The organism is Gemmobacter aquatilis, from assembly GCF_900110025.1.
Classification (GTDB): domain Bacteria; phylum Pseudomonadota; class Alphaproteobacteria; order Rhodobacterales; family Rhodobacteraceae; genus Gemmobacter; species Gemmobacter aquatilis.
This window is the reverse complement of record NZ_FOCE01000008.1, coordinates 34,617-49,470: the sequence shown is the minus strand read 5'-3', so window position 1 is coordinate 49,470 and position 14,854 is coordinate 34,617. Positions and strand designations below refer to the sequence as shown.

The 14,854-nt window shown below is 66.6% G+C and carries 11 protein-coding genes and 1 tRNA gene; 4 read left to right on the top strand and 8 right to left on the bottom strand.

Annotated elements, in window-relative coordinates; genetic code table 11:
* Positions 1-69 precede the first annotated feature (69 nt).
* Complete coding sequence (locus BMX43_RS13650) at positions 70-1,587, bottom strand: DUF2125 domain-containing protein (RefSeq protein WP_091302310.1); 1,518 nt, start codon at positions 1,585-1,587, stop codon at positions 70-72.
* Positions 1,588-1,735: 148 nt separating this feature from the next.
* Between BMX43_RS13650 and BMX43_RS13645 the strand changes: the two genes are divergently transcribed.
* Both BMX43_RS13645 and BMX43_RS13640 read left to right on the top strand, forming a co-directional pair.
* On the top strand, positions 1,736-2,479 hold the full coding sequence (locus BMX43_RS13645; RefSeq protein WP_091302527.1) for an SDR family oxidoreductase: 744 nt from the start codon (positions 1,736-1,738) through the stop codon (positions 2,477-2,479).
* On the top strand, positions 2,476-3,090 hold the full coding sequence (locus BMX43_RS13640; protein ID WP_091302309.1) for an enoyl-CoA hydratase/isomerase family protein: 615 nt from the start codon (positions 2,476-2,478) through the stop codon (positions 3,088-3,090). Before BMX43_RS13645 ends, BMX43_RS13640 begins: the two co-directional genes overlap by 4 nt.
* 74 nt (positions 3,091-3,164) lie before the next feature.
* Here the strand turns inward: BMX43_RS13640 and BMX43_RS13635 are convergent, their stop codons facing one another.
* Together BMX43_RS13635 and BMX43_RS13630 are read right to left on the bottom strand one after the other, a co-directional pair.
* Positions 3,165-5,525 carry a DEAD/DEAH box helicase gene (locus BMX43_RS13635; RefSeq protein ID WP_091302307.1) on the bottom strand — a complete coding sequence of 787 codons (2,361 nt, stop codon included), beginning with the start codon at positions 5,523-5,525 and terminating at the stop codon, positions 3,165-3,167.
* A gap of 151 nt (positions 5,526-5,676) precedes the next feature.
* A complete protein-coding gene (locus tag BMX43_RS13630) occupies positions 5,677-6,651 on the bottom strand; it encodes a calcium-binding protein (protein WP_091302305.1) in 975 nt (324 codons plus the stop codon).
* Positions 6,652-6,839: 188 nt separating this feature from the next.
* On the opposite strand from BMX43_RS13630, the gene BMX43_RS13625 reads away from it, so the two are divergent.
* Complete coding sequence (locus BMX43_RS13625; RefSeq protein ID WP_139201586.1) at positions 6,840-7,427, top strand: peptidoglycan-binding domain-containing protein; 588 nt, start codon at positions 6,840-6,842, stop codon at positions 7,425-7,427.
* A 19-nt stretch (positions 7,428-7,446) separates the two neighbouring features.
* Here BMX43_RS13625 and BMX43_RS13620 read toward each other — a convergent pair whose 3' ends face one another.
* Positions 7,447-8,481 carry a LacI family DNA-binding transcriptional regulator gene (locus BMX43_RS13620; RefSeq protein ID WP_091302301.1) on the bottom strand — a complete coding sequence of 345 codons (1,035 nt, stop codon included), beginning with the start codon at positions 8,479-8,481 and terminating at the stop codon, positions 7,447-7,449.
* A gap of 251 nt (positions 8,482-8,732) precedes the next feature.
* On the opposite strand from BMX43_RS13620, the gene BMX43_RS13615 reads away from it, so the two are divergent.
* Positions 8,733-8,808 (top strand) — tRNA-Arg (locus BMX43_RS13615).
* A gap of 137 nt (positions 8,809-8,945) precedes the next feature.
* On the opposite strand, the gene BMX43_RS19530 is transcribed toward BMX43_RS13615, so the two are convergent.
* The 4 genes from BMX43_RS19530 to BMX43_RS13595 are packed head-to-tail and all read right to left on the bottom strand — an operon-like array spanning position 8,946 to position 14,783.
* Positions 8,946-9,632 (bottom strand): TetR/AcrR family transcriptional regulator, encoded by a 687-nt coding sequence (locus tag BMX43_RS19530; RefSeq protein WP_139201585.1) that lies wholly within the window; start codon positions 9,630-9,632, stop codon positions 8,946-8,948.
* Positions 9,629-12,670, bottom strand: coding sequence for an efflux RND transporter permease subunit (locus tag BMX43_RS13605; protein WP_091302525.1), 3,042 nt, complete (start codon positions 12,668-12,670; stop codon positions 9,629-9,631). Before BMX43_RS13605 ends, BMX43_RS19530 begins: the two co-directional genes overlap by 4 nt.
* Positions 12,670-13,728: an efflux RND transporter periplasmic adaptor subunit gene (locus tag BMX43_RS13600; RefSeq protein WP_091302299.1), complete on the bottom strand. Its 1,059-nt coding sequence runs from the start codon at positions 13,726-13,728 to the stop codon at positions 12,670-12,672. Before BMX43_RS13600 ends, BMX43_RS13605 begins: the two co-directional genes overlap by 1 nt.
* A complete protein-coding gene (locus BMX43_RS13595) occupies positions 13,725-14,783 on the bottom strand; it encodes an efflux RND transporter periplasmic adaptor subunit (protein WP_175482113.1) in 1,059 nt (352 codons plus the stop codon). Before BMX43_RS13595 ends, BMX43_RS13600 begins: the two co-directional genes overlap by 4 nt.
* Between the last annotated feature and the right edge of the window lie 71 nt (positions 14,784-14,854).

The window sequence follows — 14,854 nt, the reverse complement described above, 5'->3', positions numbered from 1 at the left end:
GTCGGCTCCAATGAAAAGGCCGCCCGGCACGAAGGCGCGGGCGGCCGGAAGGGTGCTTCGCCGCGCAGCTTATTGAAGCTGCATGCCGTTGGCAAAGAAGTGCTTGTCCTTGAACTCCAGCGTCGAGGTCATGGTGTCGGGCTCGCCCTCCACCACCTTGGCGAACATGCCCAGCATCATCCGCGCGCCCATCATCTGATCTTCCGGCACCAGACCCATGGCCATCAGCTTGTCCAGCAACCCGTTCACCCCCACACCTTTCAGCGAGACCGTGCCGGTCGGCGCCGGGAAGCCTTCATAGGTGGTCATGTCGGTATTGTCGAAGGTCAGCGCACCCGAGCCGGTGATATCAGCCCCCGCTGCCGTCAGTTGCAGTGCCGAGACGTTGAGCGAATTCAGTTCCCCCGGCGCGTCATCCCCCAGCGCGGTCATCGAGGCTTCGTCCATCAGATCGACATTCAGCGTCGCGGTGCCCTTGGTGTCGATCACCAGCGTCATCGGATCGCGCGCCAGTTGCTTGCCCGGATCGAACATCGACCAGATCTCTTCCGAAACCGTCAGTCCGGCCAATTTCAGCATCAGGCCGAAATCCGCCGGCTTGTCGGACTTCGACACCGGCATCAGGAAGTTGAACGCCCCTTCCTTGTAGGCGAGGTTCAGCTGCGGGAACGGGATTTCCGGCCCCGACATCGTGGCACTGACATCGCGGGCAGCGCCGCCATAGGACAGGCGGCTGGCATCCATGGCGAAATTGATCTCGCCGCCCGAGGCAGAGCTGCTGAGCTTGGTATCGCCCTTCGCATCCGTCACCAGCATGTTCATCGTGGCGGCGGCATAGGCGAAATTGCCCTCGGCGGTCAGGCCGGCCTTCAGCGCGGCGGCGAGATCAGCCATATCGGCGACGGTCTTGGCGGTGGAGGTGCCCGTCAGGGCCGACAGATCAATCTTGGCGTCGATCTTCGACTGATCCTCGGGGTTGGTGCCCTTGATGACCATCGACAGGCTGTCGGCGGACATGCTGCTGCTGATAGCCTTGGCATCCGCCGCCCCTGCCACGATGTAATTGCCCGACAGGGCGGTCATCACCAGTTCGGCCACCAGATCATTGGGAACCTCGGTGGCATCGGCGCCTTCGACGCCTTCGAACTTGACCAGCAGGCTCGGCCCTTCAAAGTCATAACGCATCTCGGCGGCGCTGCCCGAGACGGTGATCGTCAGATCCGGGTGGCTGATGCTGACCTTGGTGGTCACGTCAGGCTTGCCCACCTCGCCCGCGGCGCGGATGACCAGCGGGTAGCTGTTGCTGAGCGTGACATCCACGCTGCCATCGCCGTTATCGGTCAGGTCGATCTGGTCGATGGTGATTGTGGCATCGGCCGTGGTATCACCGGACACCAGCTTGAACCCCGAAACCACCAGCGTATCGCCGTCGCGGCCTTCGCTTGCGACGGTCAGCGTTTCCCCGGCTGAGGTTGCCATATCCTTCCAGTTCGCCCAGACCTCTTCCGGCGTCACATCGGCAAGGGCGGCATTGCCGGCCACGAGCGCCACAAACGCGGTCGTGCACATGAATTTCCATTGGGCCATAACGAAACCTTCCTGTCTTAAATGATGCCCGAGCATCTGCTTGTGGCCCCGTCCCGGTCAAGGGGGAGTAGGGGGTTCCGGGGCCTTTGTGACTGAGGTAACAATCTTTCGGCGACGAGGGAAGATGGTGCAGAGGCAGGAGGGGTGGATGCAAGGTAAGGTGGTCGTGATCACCGGGGCAAGCCGGGGGATCGGTGCGGCGGCAGCGCAGATCTTTGCGGCGGCGGGGGCGCATGTGGCGCTGCTGGCACGCGACGGGGCAGCGGTGCAGGCGCTGGCGGCGGGCCTGCCCGGCGACGCGCTGGGGCTGGGCTGCGATGTGGCGGATTGGGCGGCGGTTCAGGCGGCTTTTGCAGCGGTGCAGGCGCGCTGGGGGCGGCTGGATGTGCTGGTGAACAATGCGGGGGTGATCGACCCGATCGCCCGGCTGGCCGAGGCGGACCCTGCGGCGTGGCGCCGCGCCATCGACATCAACCTGACCGGCGTGTTTCACGGGATGCGCGCAGCGGTGCCGCTGATGCGGGCGCAAGGGGCGGGCACGATCCTGACCGTTTCTTCCGGCGCGGCGCATCGCCCGCTGGAAGGGTGGAGCGCCTATTGCGCCGGCAAGGCCGGGGCTGCCATGCTGACCCGCGCGCTGCACGAGGAAGAGGGGCACTGGCTGCACGCCATCGGCCTGTCGCCCGGCACTGTGGCGACCGAGATGCAGGTGAAGATCAAGGCCTCGGGGCTGAACGCCGTCAGCCAGCTGGACCCTGCGGCGCATATCCCGGCGGATTGGCCGGCGCGGGCGCTGCTGTGGCTGGCGGGCCCGGCAGGGGCAAAATGGGCAGGGCAGGAAGTGTCGCTGCGCGACGAAGGTATACGCAAGGAAGTGGGACTGATCGCATGATTGAACTGAAGATTGACGGCGGGGTCTGGACGGTGCGGCTGAACCGGCCCGACAAGGCGAACTCGCTGACCAAGGCGATGCTGGAAGAGATCGCGGCGATTGCCGGGCGGGCGGCGGCAGAGGGCGCGCGGGTGCTGGTGCTGACCGGCGAGGGCAAGGTGTTTTCCGCCGGGGCCGATCTGGACGAGGCGCGCGCCGGGCTGGCCACGGATGACGTATGGGAACGGCTGTCGGGCACGATTGCCGCGCTGCCCTGCCTGACCATCGCCGCGCTGAACGGCACGCTGGCGGGCGGTGCGATGGGCATGGTGCTGGCCTGCGATCTGCGCATCGCGGTGCCCGAGGCGAAGTTCTTTTACCCGGTGATGAAGTTGGGTTTCCTGCCACAGCCGTCTGATCCGCCGCGTCTGGTGGCGCTGGTCGGGCCGTCGCGGGCAAAGATGATCCTGATGGCCGGGGTGAAAGCCACGGCAGACGAGGCGCTGAGCTGGGGTCTGGTGGACCGGCTGGTGCCGCGCGAGGCACTGGCGGCGGAGGTGGCGGCACTGGCCGCAGACGCGCAGGGCGCAAGCCCGGCGCATGTCGCAGGAATCAAGGCGCTGGTGAAATAGGAAAGGGGGGCTTTCAGCCCCCCTCGCCCGTCCCGGGCTCACCCCCCGAGGATATTTAAGCCAAGATGAAAGACTTATTTCTTTTTCGGCGGCACGAAACGTTTGGACGTGTCCTTGGCATCGAAACGGGCCGGGGCAGGTTTCGCCTTGGCGCCGGGCTTGCCGAAGGTCTTGCCTTCCGAAGCATGCGATTTGAAGCCCCCGGCGCGAGCCGGCTTGTCAGCGCCACCGCCGAAGGATTTGTAGCCAGCCGAGCGCGCCGCAGGTTTTTCCGCCGGGCGGTCGCCGGTTTTCCAGCGGGCCTTGCGCTCGCCGCCTTCAGCCGGAGCTTCGGCGCGCGGGGCGTAGGGCTTTTTGGGGCCTGCCGCATCATCACGCTTGGCATAGGGCTTGCGCGGGCCGTCTTCACCTGCCGGACGCGGGGCGCGTTTGGCCGGATCAAGCGAGCGCGGCGCATAGGTGCGGCGTTCGGTTTCCGCCTCGCCACGCGCGGTTTTGCGGTCGCCATAGGGCTTGCGCTCGGCCGCTTCGCGCGGGGCATAGGGTTTGCGGTCGGACTCTTCGGGCGACCACGGTTTACGCTCGGCGCCTTCGCGCGGCGTATAGGGCTTGCGTTCGGCATCGGCGCGCGGCGCGTAGGGCTTGCGTTCGGCACCCTCACGCGGGGTGTAGGGCTTGCGCTCTGCATCGTCGCGTTTCGCATAAGGCTTGGCGTCCGAGGCCGCTTCGCGCTTGACATAGGGCTTGCGCGGTGCGGCTTCTTCGCCATCCTCGACAAAGCGCGAGGGTTTGGGCGTATAGGCGGGCTTGTCACCGCGCGGGCGCGGCGCCGGGCGTTCGGGGCGGGCCAGGTTGGGTTCGCCGTCAAGGCGGGTCATGTCAACGCCCGGCTCGATCTCCATCCGGGCGCCGAACTTACCGGCCACCGCTTTGGCGATCTGCACGAAAGTGTTGTCTTGCTGCACCCGGATCGCGCCGATCTCGTTCTTGGTGATGCCGGTCGCATCACAGATCTTGGGCAGCAGCCAGCGCGCTTCGGCGCGGCCAGTATGGCCGACCGACAGACTGAACCACACGCTGTCGCCAAATTCGCCACGTTCGCGCGGGGCCTGCGCCCCGGCGGGCGGCAGGCTGTCCTGCAGCACTTCGGGGGCCGAGCGGCCCTCGCGCCACAGGCGCACGAAAGCGGCGGCGATATGGTCGGCGTCATGGCGGGCCAGCAGGGTCTGGGCCAGCGCGGCCTCGTCGCCCGGGGCCTGCGCCAGTGCCGGGTGGTCGAGCAGGCGAGCATCGTCGCGTTCCTGCACTTCTTCCGCCGAAGGCGCCTTGGCCCATTCGGCCACGACCTTGGCGCCCGCCAGCAGGCGCTGCGCCTTGCGGAATTCGGCGGGCGGCACGATCAGTGCCGAAACACCCTTTTGCCCGGCGCGCCCGGTGCGGCCCGAACGGTGCAGCAGGGTTTCCGAGTTGGAGGGCAGATCGGCATGGATCACCAGTTCCAGCCCCGGCAGGTCGATGCCGCGCGCGGCCACGTCGGTCGCGATGCAGACCCGGGCCCGGCCATCGCGCAGCGCTTGCAGCGCGTGCATCCGCTCGGTCTGGCTCAGCTCGCCCGACAGGGCAACAACCTGAAAGCCACGGTTGCCCATGCGGGCCAGCAGATGGTTCACGTTCATCCGCGTCTTGCAGAACACGATCGCGGTGCGCGCTTCATAATAGCGCAGCGCGTTGAAAATCGCGTGTTCCTTGTCACGGGCGGTGACGTTCAGCGCGCGATATTCGATATCGACGTGCTGTTTCGCCTCGCCCTGCGTCTGCAGGCGCAACGCGTCGCGCTGGAAGCTTTTCGCCAGTTCGGCGATTTCCTTCGGCACGGTCGCCGAAAACATCAGCGTGCGGCGCTCTTCCGGGGCGGAGGACAGGATGAATTCCAGATCCTCGGCAAAGCCCAGATCCAGCATCTCGTCGGCCTCGTCCAGCACGGCGACTTTCAGCTTCGACAGATCAAGGCTGCCGCGTTCGATATGGTCGCGCAGACGGCCCGGGGTGCCGACAACGATATGGGCGCCACGTTCCAGCGTGCGGCGTTCGGCACGGTAATCCATGCCGCCGACGCAGGTGGCGATGATCGCGCCCGCCTCGGCATAAAGCCAGTCCAGCTCGCGGGCGACCTGTTGCGCCAACTCGCGGGTCGGCGCGATGATCAGCGACAGCGGCGTATCGGCGAACAACAGGCGGTCGGCACCGGCCAGCACTTCGGGTGCCATGGCAAGGCCGAAGGCCACCGTCTTGCCCGATCCGGTCTGGGCCGAAACCAGCGCATCGCGCCCTTCGACCTCATCTGCCAGAACGGCCATTTGCACGGGGGTAAGGGCTTCATAGCCCTTGGCTGCGAGGGCCGCTGCCAGCGGCGCCGCGATATTCAGTTCGTTCATATTTCTACCTTGAGGGGGCAATCTTGGCCCTGTGACGGCCCGTGCGTTCCCCTCGCGACCCTGCCTCCCAATGCAGGATCGCCCCGGAATCATCGGAGCCTTGGGAGATGCGCATAGAGCAAAGGCGCAATCCTGTATAGGCCCCATCGGATCAGGCGTATGCCCAACCGTCATAGAAATGGTCCAAAGCTGCCTCCAACCGCGATTCTGTCACATGGGCAAAGCGGAAATCGGCGGCCTCAAGCTGGGCAGGGCGCACGCCGCGCAGGGTAAAGCTGATCCCCTGAACCTCGATCCGTGTACCACCTGCGCCATCAGCGGTGATTCGAATATCCCGAAAGCCGGTATGCGCGAACTCCAGCCCGATCAGGTCGCGGCCCGCCTCGAAATCAAGGATACAGGCACCATCAGACTGGCTGGTCAGGATGAACAGATCGGCGCCTTGCCCGCCAGCCAGGCTGTCGGCGCCGCTTTCGGCATAAAGCACATCCGCACCCGCATCGCCGCGCAGCACATCGGCCCCGGCGCCCCCGGCCAGCAAATCGCGCCCATCACCGCCGATCAGCCGGTCTGCCCCGGCACCGCCCAGAACCAGATCACCGCCGCGGCCGCCATTCAGCAGGTCGTCTCCTTCATAGCCAAGCAACGCATCCTTGCCGGTGCCCCCCGACAGGGTTTCATCGCTCCAACTGCCTTCGACACCCAGCAGGATGTCATCCCCCGTCAGCAGCGCACGGATCAGCGCCGCATCGTCCCGCGCATCCGGCGTTTCGCCGACGGCCTGAATCCGGCTGACCTCCACATTGATGTCGAGGATGATGAAGCCGTCAGTGCTGCCGGTTGTTCCCGCGACAATCAGCTTGGCATGGCCACCTTTCAGCACACCATTGCTGCCTACCTCGACGTCATTCCCAAGCACCCCGAAATAGGAAAGATCGTCAAGTTGCGCGGCATAGCCGCCCGTGGTGGCAATATCGGCGATGGTCACCTGCGCGCCCAGAAACCCGATGTCGAAGGTGCCCGCTGTATAGCTGAATGCAGTCGCCTTGGCCCAGCGGTAGGGGTCTGAAATACCCGCATGGAAATCTGGAAGCGGGGTGGACTGGGGCGCGTATAATATGGCCATGGCACGTAACCTTCTGCAACCTTTGAGTGAACGGGTTGTCCGCCCCGCCCGGTGAAAGATCAAGAGGCGACGGGTTACCTGCGCCAAAAAGAGCTCTGCTATCCGATATCAAAGCGGCGGCTTTTGCCTAGCGCAGCACTGCGGCGCATCTGGGTCAGCAATGCAACAGCTTCCCGAAAGGACACGACATGCTGCCCGCTGTCTCTACCTCGCCGCACGCCCGGACCACGGTTGCCCGGGCCGCAATAGCCGGAGCCACCGCCCTTGCCCTGATGGGCGCCAGCGTGGCGCCCGCACAGGCCTTTGGCAACAATGAACGAAAATTCCTGCAAGGCGTCGCCGCCGCCATGGTGATGGACCGCATCTTCGACGATCTGCGCCGCCAACAGCAACAACCGCGTTACTATATGGCCCAGCCCGCCCCGGTCTATGTGCAGCCGCCCGTCTACCAGCCCGCGCCCATCTATCAACCCGCACCAGTGTATCGCCCGGCACCCGTCTATGCCCCGCCGCCGGTTTACCGTCCCGCGCCGGTCTATCAGCCGTCGATCTATTCCAGCCCGGTGGCACAGGCTTTCAACTCTTACGGCTATACCGACCGCCGCCGCATCCAGCAGCAACTGGCCGCCTATGGCTATTATCGCAGCAGCCTCGACGGGTCGTTCGGGCCAGGCACCTACAGCGCGGTTGTCGCCTATGCCAACGACACCGGGCAGGGCCGCGCGCTCTCGGCTCAGGCCGGGGCGTATGGCCTGTTCGATTCGCTGCTCCGCTAGGCCAGCATCGCGGGCGGCATCACACCTTGCGGATGGTGTCGCCCGGCTGCAGCTTTGGAAACAGTTCGATCACCTCGCCGCCGATCACGCCGGTCGGGCGCTTGCCTGCGATGATCTCGGCGGCATGGATGCCGATCTCGCGGCGGCAGGCATCCATCGTGGCGAGTTTGCGCGGCAGGCCATCCAGCAGCTCCACCCCGTTGAACCCGGCAAGACCCAGCGTGCCCGGCACGTCAATTCCCTGCGCCAGACAGTAAAGCAGCCCACCCGCACCGATCATGTCATTGGAGTAATAGAGGAAATCCAGATCGGGCGTCCGCTTCAAGATCGCCTCGGTCATCTCGCGCCCTTTCAGCAGAGCCGAGCCGCCGCGATAATATTCCTCGTCCGCCAGCGTCAGCCCCGCGCGCGCCAACCCCTCGCGGAACCCGTCCAGCCGTTTGCGGGCGCGATGATCGTCGGGCATCTTGGTGCCCAGAAAGCCGATGCGCCGATAGCCCGCCGCGATGATCGCCTCGGCCATCTGCCGCCCGGCCCGGCGATGCGAAATCCCCACCGCGCTGTCCACCGGAGTGCCGTCGATATCCATGATCTCGACGATCGGGATGCCCGCGCTTTCCAGCATGGCATGGGCCGCCGGGCTGTGTTCCAGCCCCGCGATGATCACCCCCGAGGGACGCCAGCTGAGCATTTCATACAGCACGCTCTCCTCGCGCTCGGGCGAATAGTTGGTGATGCCGACCACGGGCTGCAGCCCGGTATCCTCCAGTGTGTCGGAAATCCCCATCATCACCTCGGGGAACACCATGTTCGACATCGAGGGGATGATGACCGCGACAAGGTTCACCCGCTGGGAGGCCAGCGCCCCCGCGATCTTGTTGGGCACATAGCCCAGACTGCGCGCCGCGTGCAGCACCTTTTCCCGGGTCGAATCCGATACATCGCCCCGGTTGCGCAACACCCGGCTCACCGTCATTTCGCTGACACCCGAGGCTTCGGATACATCACGCAGGGTCAGGGTGCGGCGGGGGTCAACAACGGGGGCTTTGGTCACTGGCTGCAATCTCCGGTTCGGAATGCCTATAGTGTTAGCGCCAAAAGAATGGCTTGTCCAAGGGCACGTCACAGGGTATAGTTAGCGCTAACAGTCACAAGACTGACGCAATCCCGCGCGCCTTGCAAGCTCTCAACCGGCGCGATGGACTGAAGGGGGAGTGGTGGGCCAAATTTCACTCCCCCTTTTTCATTTTCCGTAGAAAACCTTGCAACAGACCGCGTTTGCCAGCATGAAGGGCGCGCTGGTTTGGCCTCGTAGCTCAGGGGATAGAGCGGCCGCCTCCTAAGCGGCAGGTCGATGGTTCGAATCCATCCGGGGTCACCAGCGCTTGCGCGGCGGCGCTCGAATGTCTTGGCGCAATGCCCAACCATCTTGAGCGATTCAGGCCAAAGCACGCTGCCGCCGCCACACCTGACGCCAATGGCACAAAATCCACCTGCCGGTGCAGTTGCGCTGACCCCTTACGCAGCGCCCCGCAGCACCGCATCCGACCGCGCGATCAACCCGTCGGGCGCGGGGCGCAGCGCCTCCACCGGCTGCGCGGCCAGCGCCGCCGCCTCGTCCGGTGCCACGCCCAGCAGCCGCAGCAGCGCCGCCACCACCTCGGACGCGGGCAGGACCGCGTCTTGCGCCTGCCGCCGCAGCGCCGACATGAACACCATGGTCAGCGCTTCCAGCGCCAGCGGCACCGACATGCGGCAGAACCGCCCCTCCTCCATCCCGCGGATCAGCAGGGGGGGCACTAGGTCCGCCACCAGATTGCCGGGGCTAAGGAAATGCATCCCGATCTGCGCCGAGAACCGCGCCAGCAGCGGATAGGCCGCCGAGGTGGCCAGCGCCAGCAACAGCGCCCGCGCGCAGGAGTCTGCCGGGTCGGCAATCGCCGCCGTCTCCTCCAGCACCATCAGCAGCAACTCATTGCCCAAGGCATCCTTGGCGGCCTGCATCAGATCGGGCACCGCCGGGAAATGGTTGTAGAAGGTGCCGCGCGACACGCCTGCCGCCGCGATCACATCCTCGATCACCACATGATCCATCCCCTTGGCCGCGATCACCAGCACCGCCGCCTCGACCAGCCGGGCGCGCATCTTCTCGCGCCGCTGTGCCGCGACGGCGGGGCGGTGATCAACCGCCCGCGCGCAGATCATTGCGGCACCGGCGGGCGCAGCCGGAACACCACGCAATACAGCGCCGGCACGAAGATCAGCGTGATCAGCGTGCCGACCACGATGCCCCCCATCATCGCATAGGCCATCGGCCCCCAGAACACCTGCCGCGAGATCGGGATCAGCGCGAGGCTCGCCGCCGCCGCCGTCAGCAGGATCGGGCGCGCCCGGCTGTCCGACGCCTCGAACACCGCCTGCCAGCGGTCGCGCCCCTTGTGCAGCAGTTCTTCCACCTCATGCACAAGGATGATCGAGTTGCGGATCAGGATGCCCATCAGCGCCAGCACCCCCAGAATCGCCACGAATCCCAGCGGCGCGCCCGAAGAGACCAGCGCGATCACCACGCCGATCATGCCCAGCGGCGCCACCGCCAGCACGATCCCCATCAGCCGGAACCCCTGCATCTGCACCATGACCAGCGTCACCATGATCAGCAGCATCACCGGCACCACCGCCGCAATCGGTGCCTGACTGTCGGCGCTGTTTTCCACCGCGCCACCCAGTTCCAGCAGATAGCCCGCAGGCAGCTTGGCCGCGAAGGCGTCGATGGCGGGCTGCAAGGCGGTCACGATGGTGGCGGGCTGATCCTTGGTCGCCACCGCCGCCTTCACCGTCACCGTCGGCACGCGGTTGCGCTGGTGGATCACCGGCTGTTCGGTCGCCCATTCCAGCGTGGCGAAAGACACCAGCGGAATCGGCTGCCCCGCCGCATTGCCCAGTTGCAGGTTCTGCAACGACGCGATGGACGACCGGTCCACCGCCGTGCCGCGCGCCACCACGTCGATCAGCGTCTTGCCGTCGCGCAGTTCCGTCACCGTGGCCCCGTCGAACAACCCATACAGCGCCTGCGCCACATCGGTCTGCGTCAGGCCCAACTGGCGCAGCTTGTCCTGATCCAGCACCACCCGCGCCACGCGGGCAGGCTCGCTCCAGTTCAGGGTCACCTTGGCCAGCCGCGCATCCTGCGCCACCACCGCCGCCAGTTCGCGCGCCAGATCGCTCACCCGGTCCGGGTCGGGGCCGGACAGGCGGTATTGCACCGGCTTGCCCACCGGCGGGCCAAGCTCCAGATATTTCGGGAACAGATCCACCCCCGGCAGGGTTGCCGCCAGCGCCTCGGCCTTGGCCTTCAGCGCATCGCGCGCCTCAAGGCTTTCGGTCATCACCACGATCTGGCCAAAGTTCTGCGTCGGCGTCATCGCATCGAAGGCCAGAATGAAGCGCGGCGCCGACCGGCCCACATAGGTGGACCAATAGCTCGCCTCCTCCTGCTGGCCCAACCAGCCATCCAGATCGGCCATCACCGCATCCGTCGCCTTGAACGACGAATTCTGCCGCAGCGTCACGTCGATCACCAGTTCGGGCCGGTCCGAGGTCGGGAAGAACTGCTGTTCCACGAACCGCATCCCGAAGATCGCCCCCACGAAAATCGCAAAGGTGATCGCCACCGTCGCCCATTTCGCCCGCATCGCCAGCCGCAACAGCCAGTGAAAGGCGCGGCGCATCCGGCCCGGTTCGGGGTTGTGGTGCTTCATCGTCTTGGGCAGGAAGGTCGTGCCCAGGATCGGCGCGAACAGCACCGCCACCACCCAGGACAGCAACAGCGAAATCACGATCACATAGAACAGCGAGATCGTGTATTCCCCCGCCGCCGACGAGTTCAGCCCGATGGGGATGAACCCCGCCATGGTGATCAGCGTGCCCGACAGCATCGGAAAGGCAATCGAGGTCCAGGCATAGCTGGCCGCCTTTTCGCGGCTTTCGCCCAGCTCCATCCGCGAAATCATCGTCTCGATGGCGATCATCGCATCATCCACCAGCAAACCCAGCGCGATGATCAGCGCCCCTAGCGAGATGCGTTGCAGCGTGATCCCCATGATGTGCAGGATCACGAAGGTCAGCGCCAGCACCAGCGGAATGGTCATCGTCACCACCAGCCCCGCGCGCATCCCCAGCGACACGAAGCTGACCGCCAGCACGATCACCACCGCCTCGATCAGCGCGCGCAGAAAGTGGTTGACCGATTCCTCCACCACATGCGGCTGATCGGCCACCTTGTGCAACTCGATCCCCACCGGCAACTGCGCCGACAACCGCTCGGTCAGCACATCCAGCGCCGCACCGAACTGCTGCACATTGGCGCCCGCCCGCATCCCCACGATCAGCGCAATCGCGGGCTTGCCGTCATAGCGGAACAACTCGCCCGGCGGGTCTTCATAACCGGCCCGTACCGTCGCGACATCGGCCAGCGCAAAGAAGGTGTCGCCCACCCGCAGCGTCGTCGCCGCCAGTTCCTCGGCCGCCGAGAACCGGCCGGACACGCGCACCAGCACCTGTTCCTGCGCGGTGCGGATGATGCCCGAGGGCACGATGGCGTTCTGCTGCGCCAGCGTATCCAGCACCACCCCTTGATCCAGCCCCAGCGCCGCCAGCTTGCGGGCGGAAAACTCGATATAGATCACCTCGTCCTGCACGCCGATCAGATCGACCTTGCCCGCATCCTCCAGCCCCAGAATGGCGCTTTGCGCGGTTTCGGCCCAATCCTTCACCTCGCGCGGCGAAAAGCCGTCAGCGGTGAAGGCATAGATGTTGCCATAGACATCGCCGAAACTGTCATTGAACGAAAACCCCGCGAATTCCGCCGGAAAGCTGGCGCGGATATCGGTCATCATGTTGCGCACCCGCGCCCATGTCGGCGCCACATCCTTGGCCGGGGTATCGTCGCGCAGTTCCAGATAGACCGTGGCAGACCCGGGCCGGGTTTCCGACCGGGTGAGTTTCAGGTTTTCCAGCTCCTGCAGCTTTTTCTCGATCCGTTCGGTGACCTGCGTCACCGTTTCTTCGGTCGTGGCGCCGGGCAGCGCCGCCGCGATGATCATGGTCTTGATGGTGAAAGACGGGTCTTCCTCGCGCCCCATCGAGCTATAGCCGATCGCCCCCGCCAGCAGCGAGACAAGGATCAGATACCACACCATGGACCGGTGCTTCAGCGCCCAGTCGGAAAGGTTGAACCCACGCATCATTCGATCCTTCCGCCCACGATCTGGCCCGGCGTCAGGGAATGCACCCCCTTCACCACGATTTCCTCACCGGGCGCGATTCCGCCCGTCACCACCACCCGGTCGCCCAATGGCTCGCCCAGCACCACCGGCACCGCCGCCACCGCCCGGCCCTCGCCCACGCGCCAGACCTGCGGCGCCTCTGCCGGGCCGAACACCGCCGTTGCGGGCAGCGTCACCACACCTTCGGGCACCCCGGCCAGCGTCGCGGTGATCAGGCTGCCCAGCCGGTACGCCGCCGGAATCTCGCCCAGCGTCAGCCGCAAGCGGCGGCTGCGCGTGCCGGGATCGGCGGTCGGCTCCACCAGTTTCAGCTTGCCGGTGATCGGCCCCTGATCGTCGCCATGGCCGCGCAGGGTGAATTCGGCATCGGGCGCCAGCAGCGCCAGATATTCGGCAGGCACGTCGATCACTGCCTCGCGCCCCGTCAGCCCCGCCAGTTGCAGAACCGGCGTGCCGGGCGACACCACCGTGCCCGGCGTGACAGAGGTGGACAGCACGATCCCCGCCATCGGCGCGGTCAGCACGCCAAAGCGCGCGGCATCCTCGGCCTGCGCCAGCGCCGCCTCGGCGGAAAGCACCTGCGCCGCCGCCGTGTCGCGCGCGCTTTGCGCCGCCTCCAGCTGCGCCTCGGCGCTGACACCCCGGCGCGAAAGCTCTTGCGTGCGGGTCAGCGTCTGCGCCGCCAGTTGCGCACTGGCGCGCGCCCCGGCCAGCGCGGCCTGCGCCGCCTCCACATCCTCGGCCAGCGTCACCTGATCCAGCGTCGCCAGCACCTGCCCTTCGGCCACGCGATCCCCCGCCGCCACCGGCAGCGTCGCCACCCGGCCCAATGTCTGAAAGGCCAGCACCGCCGACACCTCGGCCTCGATCTGCCCGGCGAAACTGCGCTGGCGCAGCGGGCCTTCCGTCACCAATTCCGACACCACGGGCCGGGGCGGCGGCGCCTCTTGCGCCGATACGGGCAGCGCCAGCAGCGCCAGAAGCGGCAGCGCGCGGGCTGCGGTCCACCGCGTCATTGCGCGTCCTCCACCTTGATCACCGCCCGCCCGGGATACAGCAGTTGTGACCCTTCGGTCACCACCAGCGCCCCCGGTTCCAGCCCACCCGACAGGCGCACCACCGCCGCACCATAATCCGCCACCACCACCGGGGTCAGCGTCACGGTCATCGAAGCCGGGTCCACCACCCAGACCGCAGGCTTGCCGCCCTGCGTGGTCAGCGCCGTCCAAGGTAGCGACATCCCTCCGGGCAGCGGCAAGCCGATCTTGCCCACCACCGCACTGCCAAAGGCCATGCCCTCGGGCAGCATACCATCGACACGCGCCTTCACCTTGACAGATCCGGTCGCGGCATCGACCAGCGGCGCCACTTCGGAAATCGCGGCGGGCAGCGTCACCTCGGGCCGGTCGATGAAGGACAGCGTCACCGGATGCCCCAGAAACGCCTCCAGATCCACAGCGTCGGGCGCGTTGAACACCGCCTCCAGCCCGGTATCGGCGGCGATCTGCACCACGGCCTGCCCGGCCTCCACCACCTGCCCCGGCTCGCCGCTGCGCGCCGTCACCGTGCCGGCCTGCGGCGCGCGCAGCACCGTGTCGCGCTGGTTCGACCGCGCCTTGGTCAGCGCCGCCGCCGCCTGATCGCGCCCCGACACCGCCGCCAGCAGCGCCTCGGTCGCCGCATCCAGATCGGCCCGCGTGCCCGCACCGCGCGACAGCAGCCCCTCGGCCCGGTCGCGCGCCTGTTGCGCCTGACGCAGCGCCGCCTCGGCCCCGGTCAGCGCCGCCTGCGCCGCGCGCAAGGCCGCATCGGCCTGCGTCGGGTCGATCCGCGCCAGTTCCTGCCCGGCGACCACCCGGTCGCCCTCGCGCACCGGCACCGCGATCAGCCGCCCGCTGTCGCGGAAGGCACTGGCAAAATCATCCAGCGGCTCGATCGTGCCGGTGAACAGCGCGTCGCGCTGCGCCGCATCCGGAAGGGCCGTCACAAGGCGCACCGGCAGCGGCTCGGCCCCCAGCGGGGCGGCCAGCAGCAGCAGGCCAAACGTCAGGGAATATCGGGCGTGGGGCATCGGACCTCCGCAGGGTGCCACCGCGCCTGCGCACGGCAAGGTTCCGATTTCCTCCATAATGACACTTATGT

Coding starts and splice junctions, on each gene's coding strand:
- BMX43_RS13650 (WP_091302310.1), bottom strand. CDS start 1,587: ATGGCCCAATGGAAATTCATGTGCACGACCGCGTTTGTGGCGCTCGTG.
- BMX43_RS13645 (WP_091302527.1), top strand. CDS start 1,736: ATGCAAGGTAAGGTGGTCGTGATCACCGGGGCAAGCCGGGGGATCGGT.
- BMX43_RS13640 (WP_091302309.1), top strand. CDS start 2,476: ATGATTGAACTGAAGATTGACGGCGGGGTCTGGACGGTGCGGCTGAAC.
- BMX43_RS13635 (WP_091302307.1), bottom strand. CDS start 5,525: ATGAACGAACTGAATATCGCGGCGCCGCTGGCAGCGGCCCTCGCAGCC.
- BMX43_RS13630 (WP_091302305.1), bottom strand. CDS start 6,651: ATGGCCATATTATACGCGCCCCAGTCCACCCCGCTTCCAGATTTCCAT.
- BMX43_RS13625 (WP_139201586.1), top strand. CDS start 6,840: ATGCTGCCCGCTGTCTCTACCTCGCCGCACGCCCGGACCACGGTTGCC.
- BMX43_RS19530 (WP_139201585.1), bottom strand. CDS start 9,632: ATGATCTGCGCGCGGGCGGTTGATCACCGCCCCGCCGTCGCGGCACAG.
- BMX43_RS13605 (WP_091302525.1), bottom strand. CDS start 12,670: ATGCGTGGGTTCAACCTTTCCGACTGGGCGCTGAAGCACCGGTCCATG.
- BMX43_RS13600 (WP_091302299.1), bottom strand. CDS start 13,728: ATGACGCGGTGGACCGCAGCCCGCGCGCTGCCGCTTCTGGCGCTGCTG.
- BMX43_RS13595 (WP_175482113.1), bottom strand. CDS start 14,783: ATGCCCCACGCCCGATATTCCCTGACGTTTGGCCTGCTGCTGCTGGCC.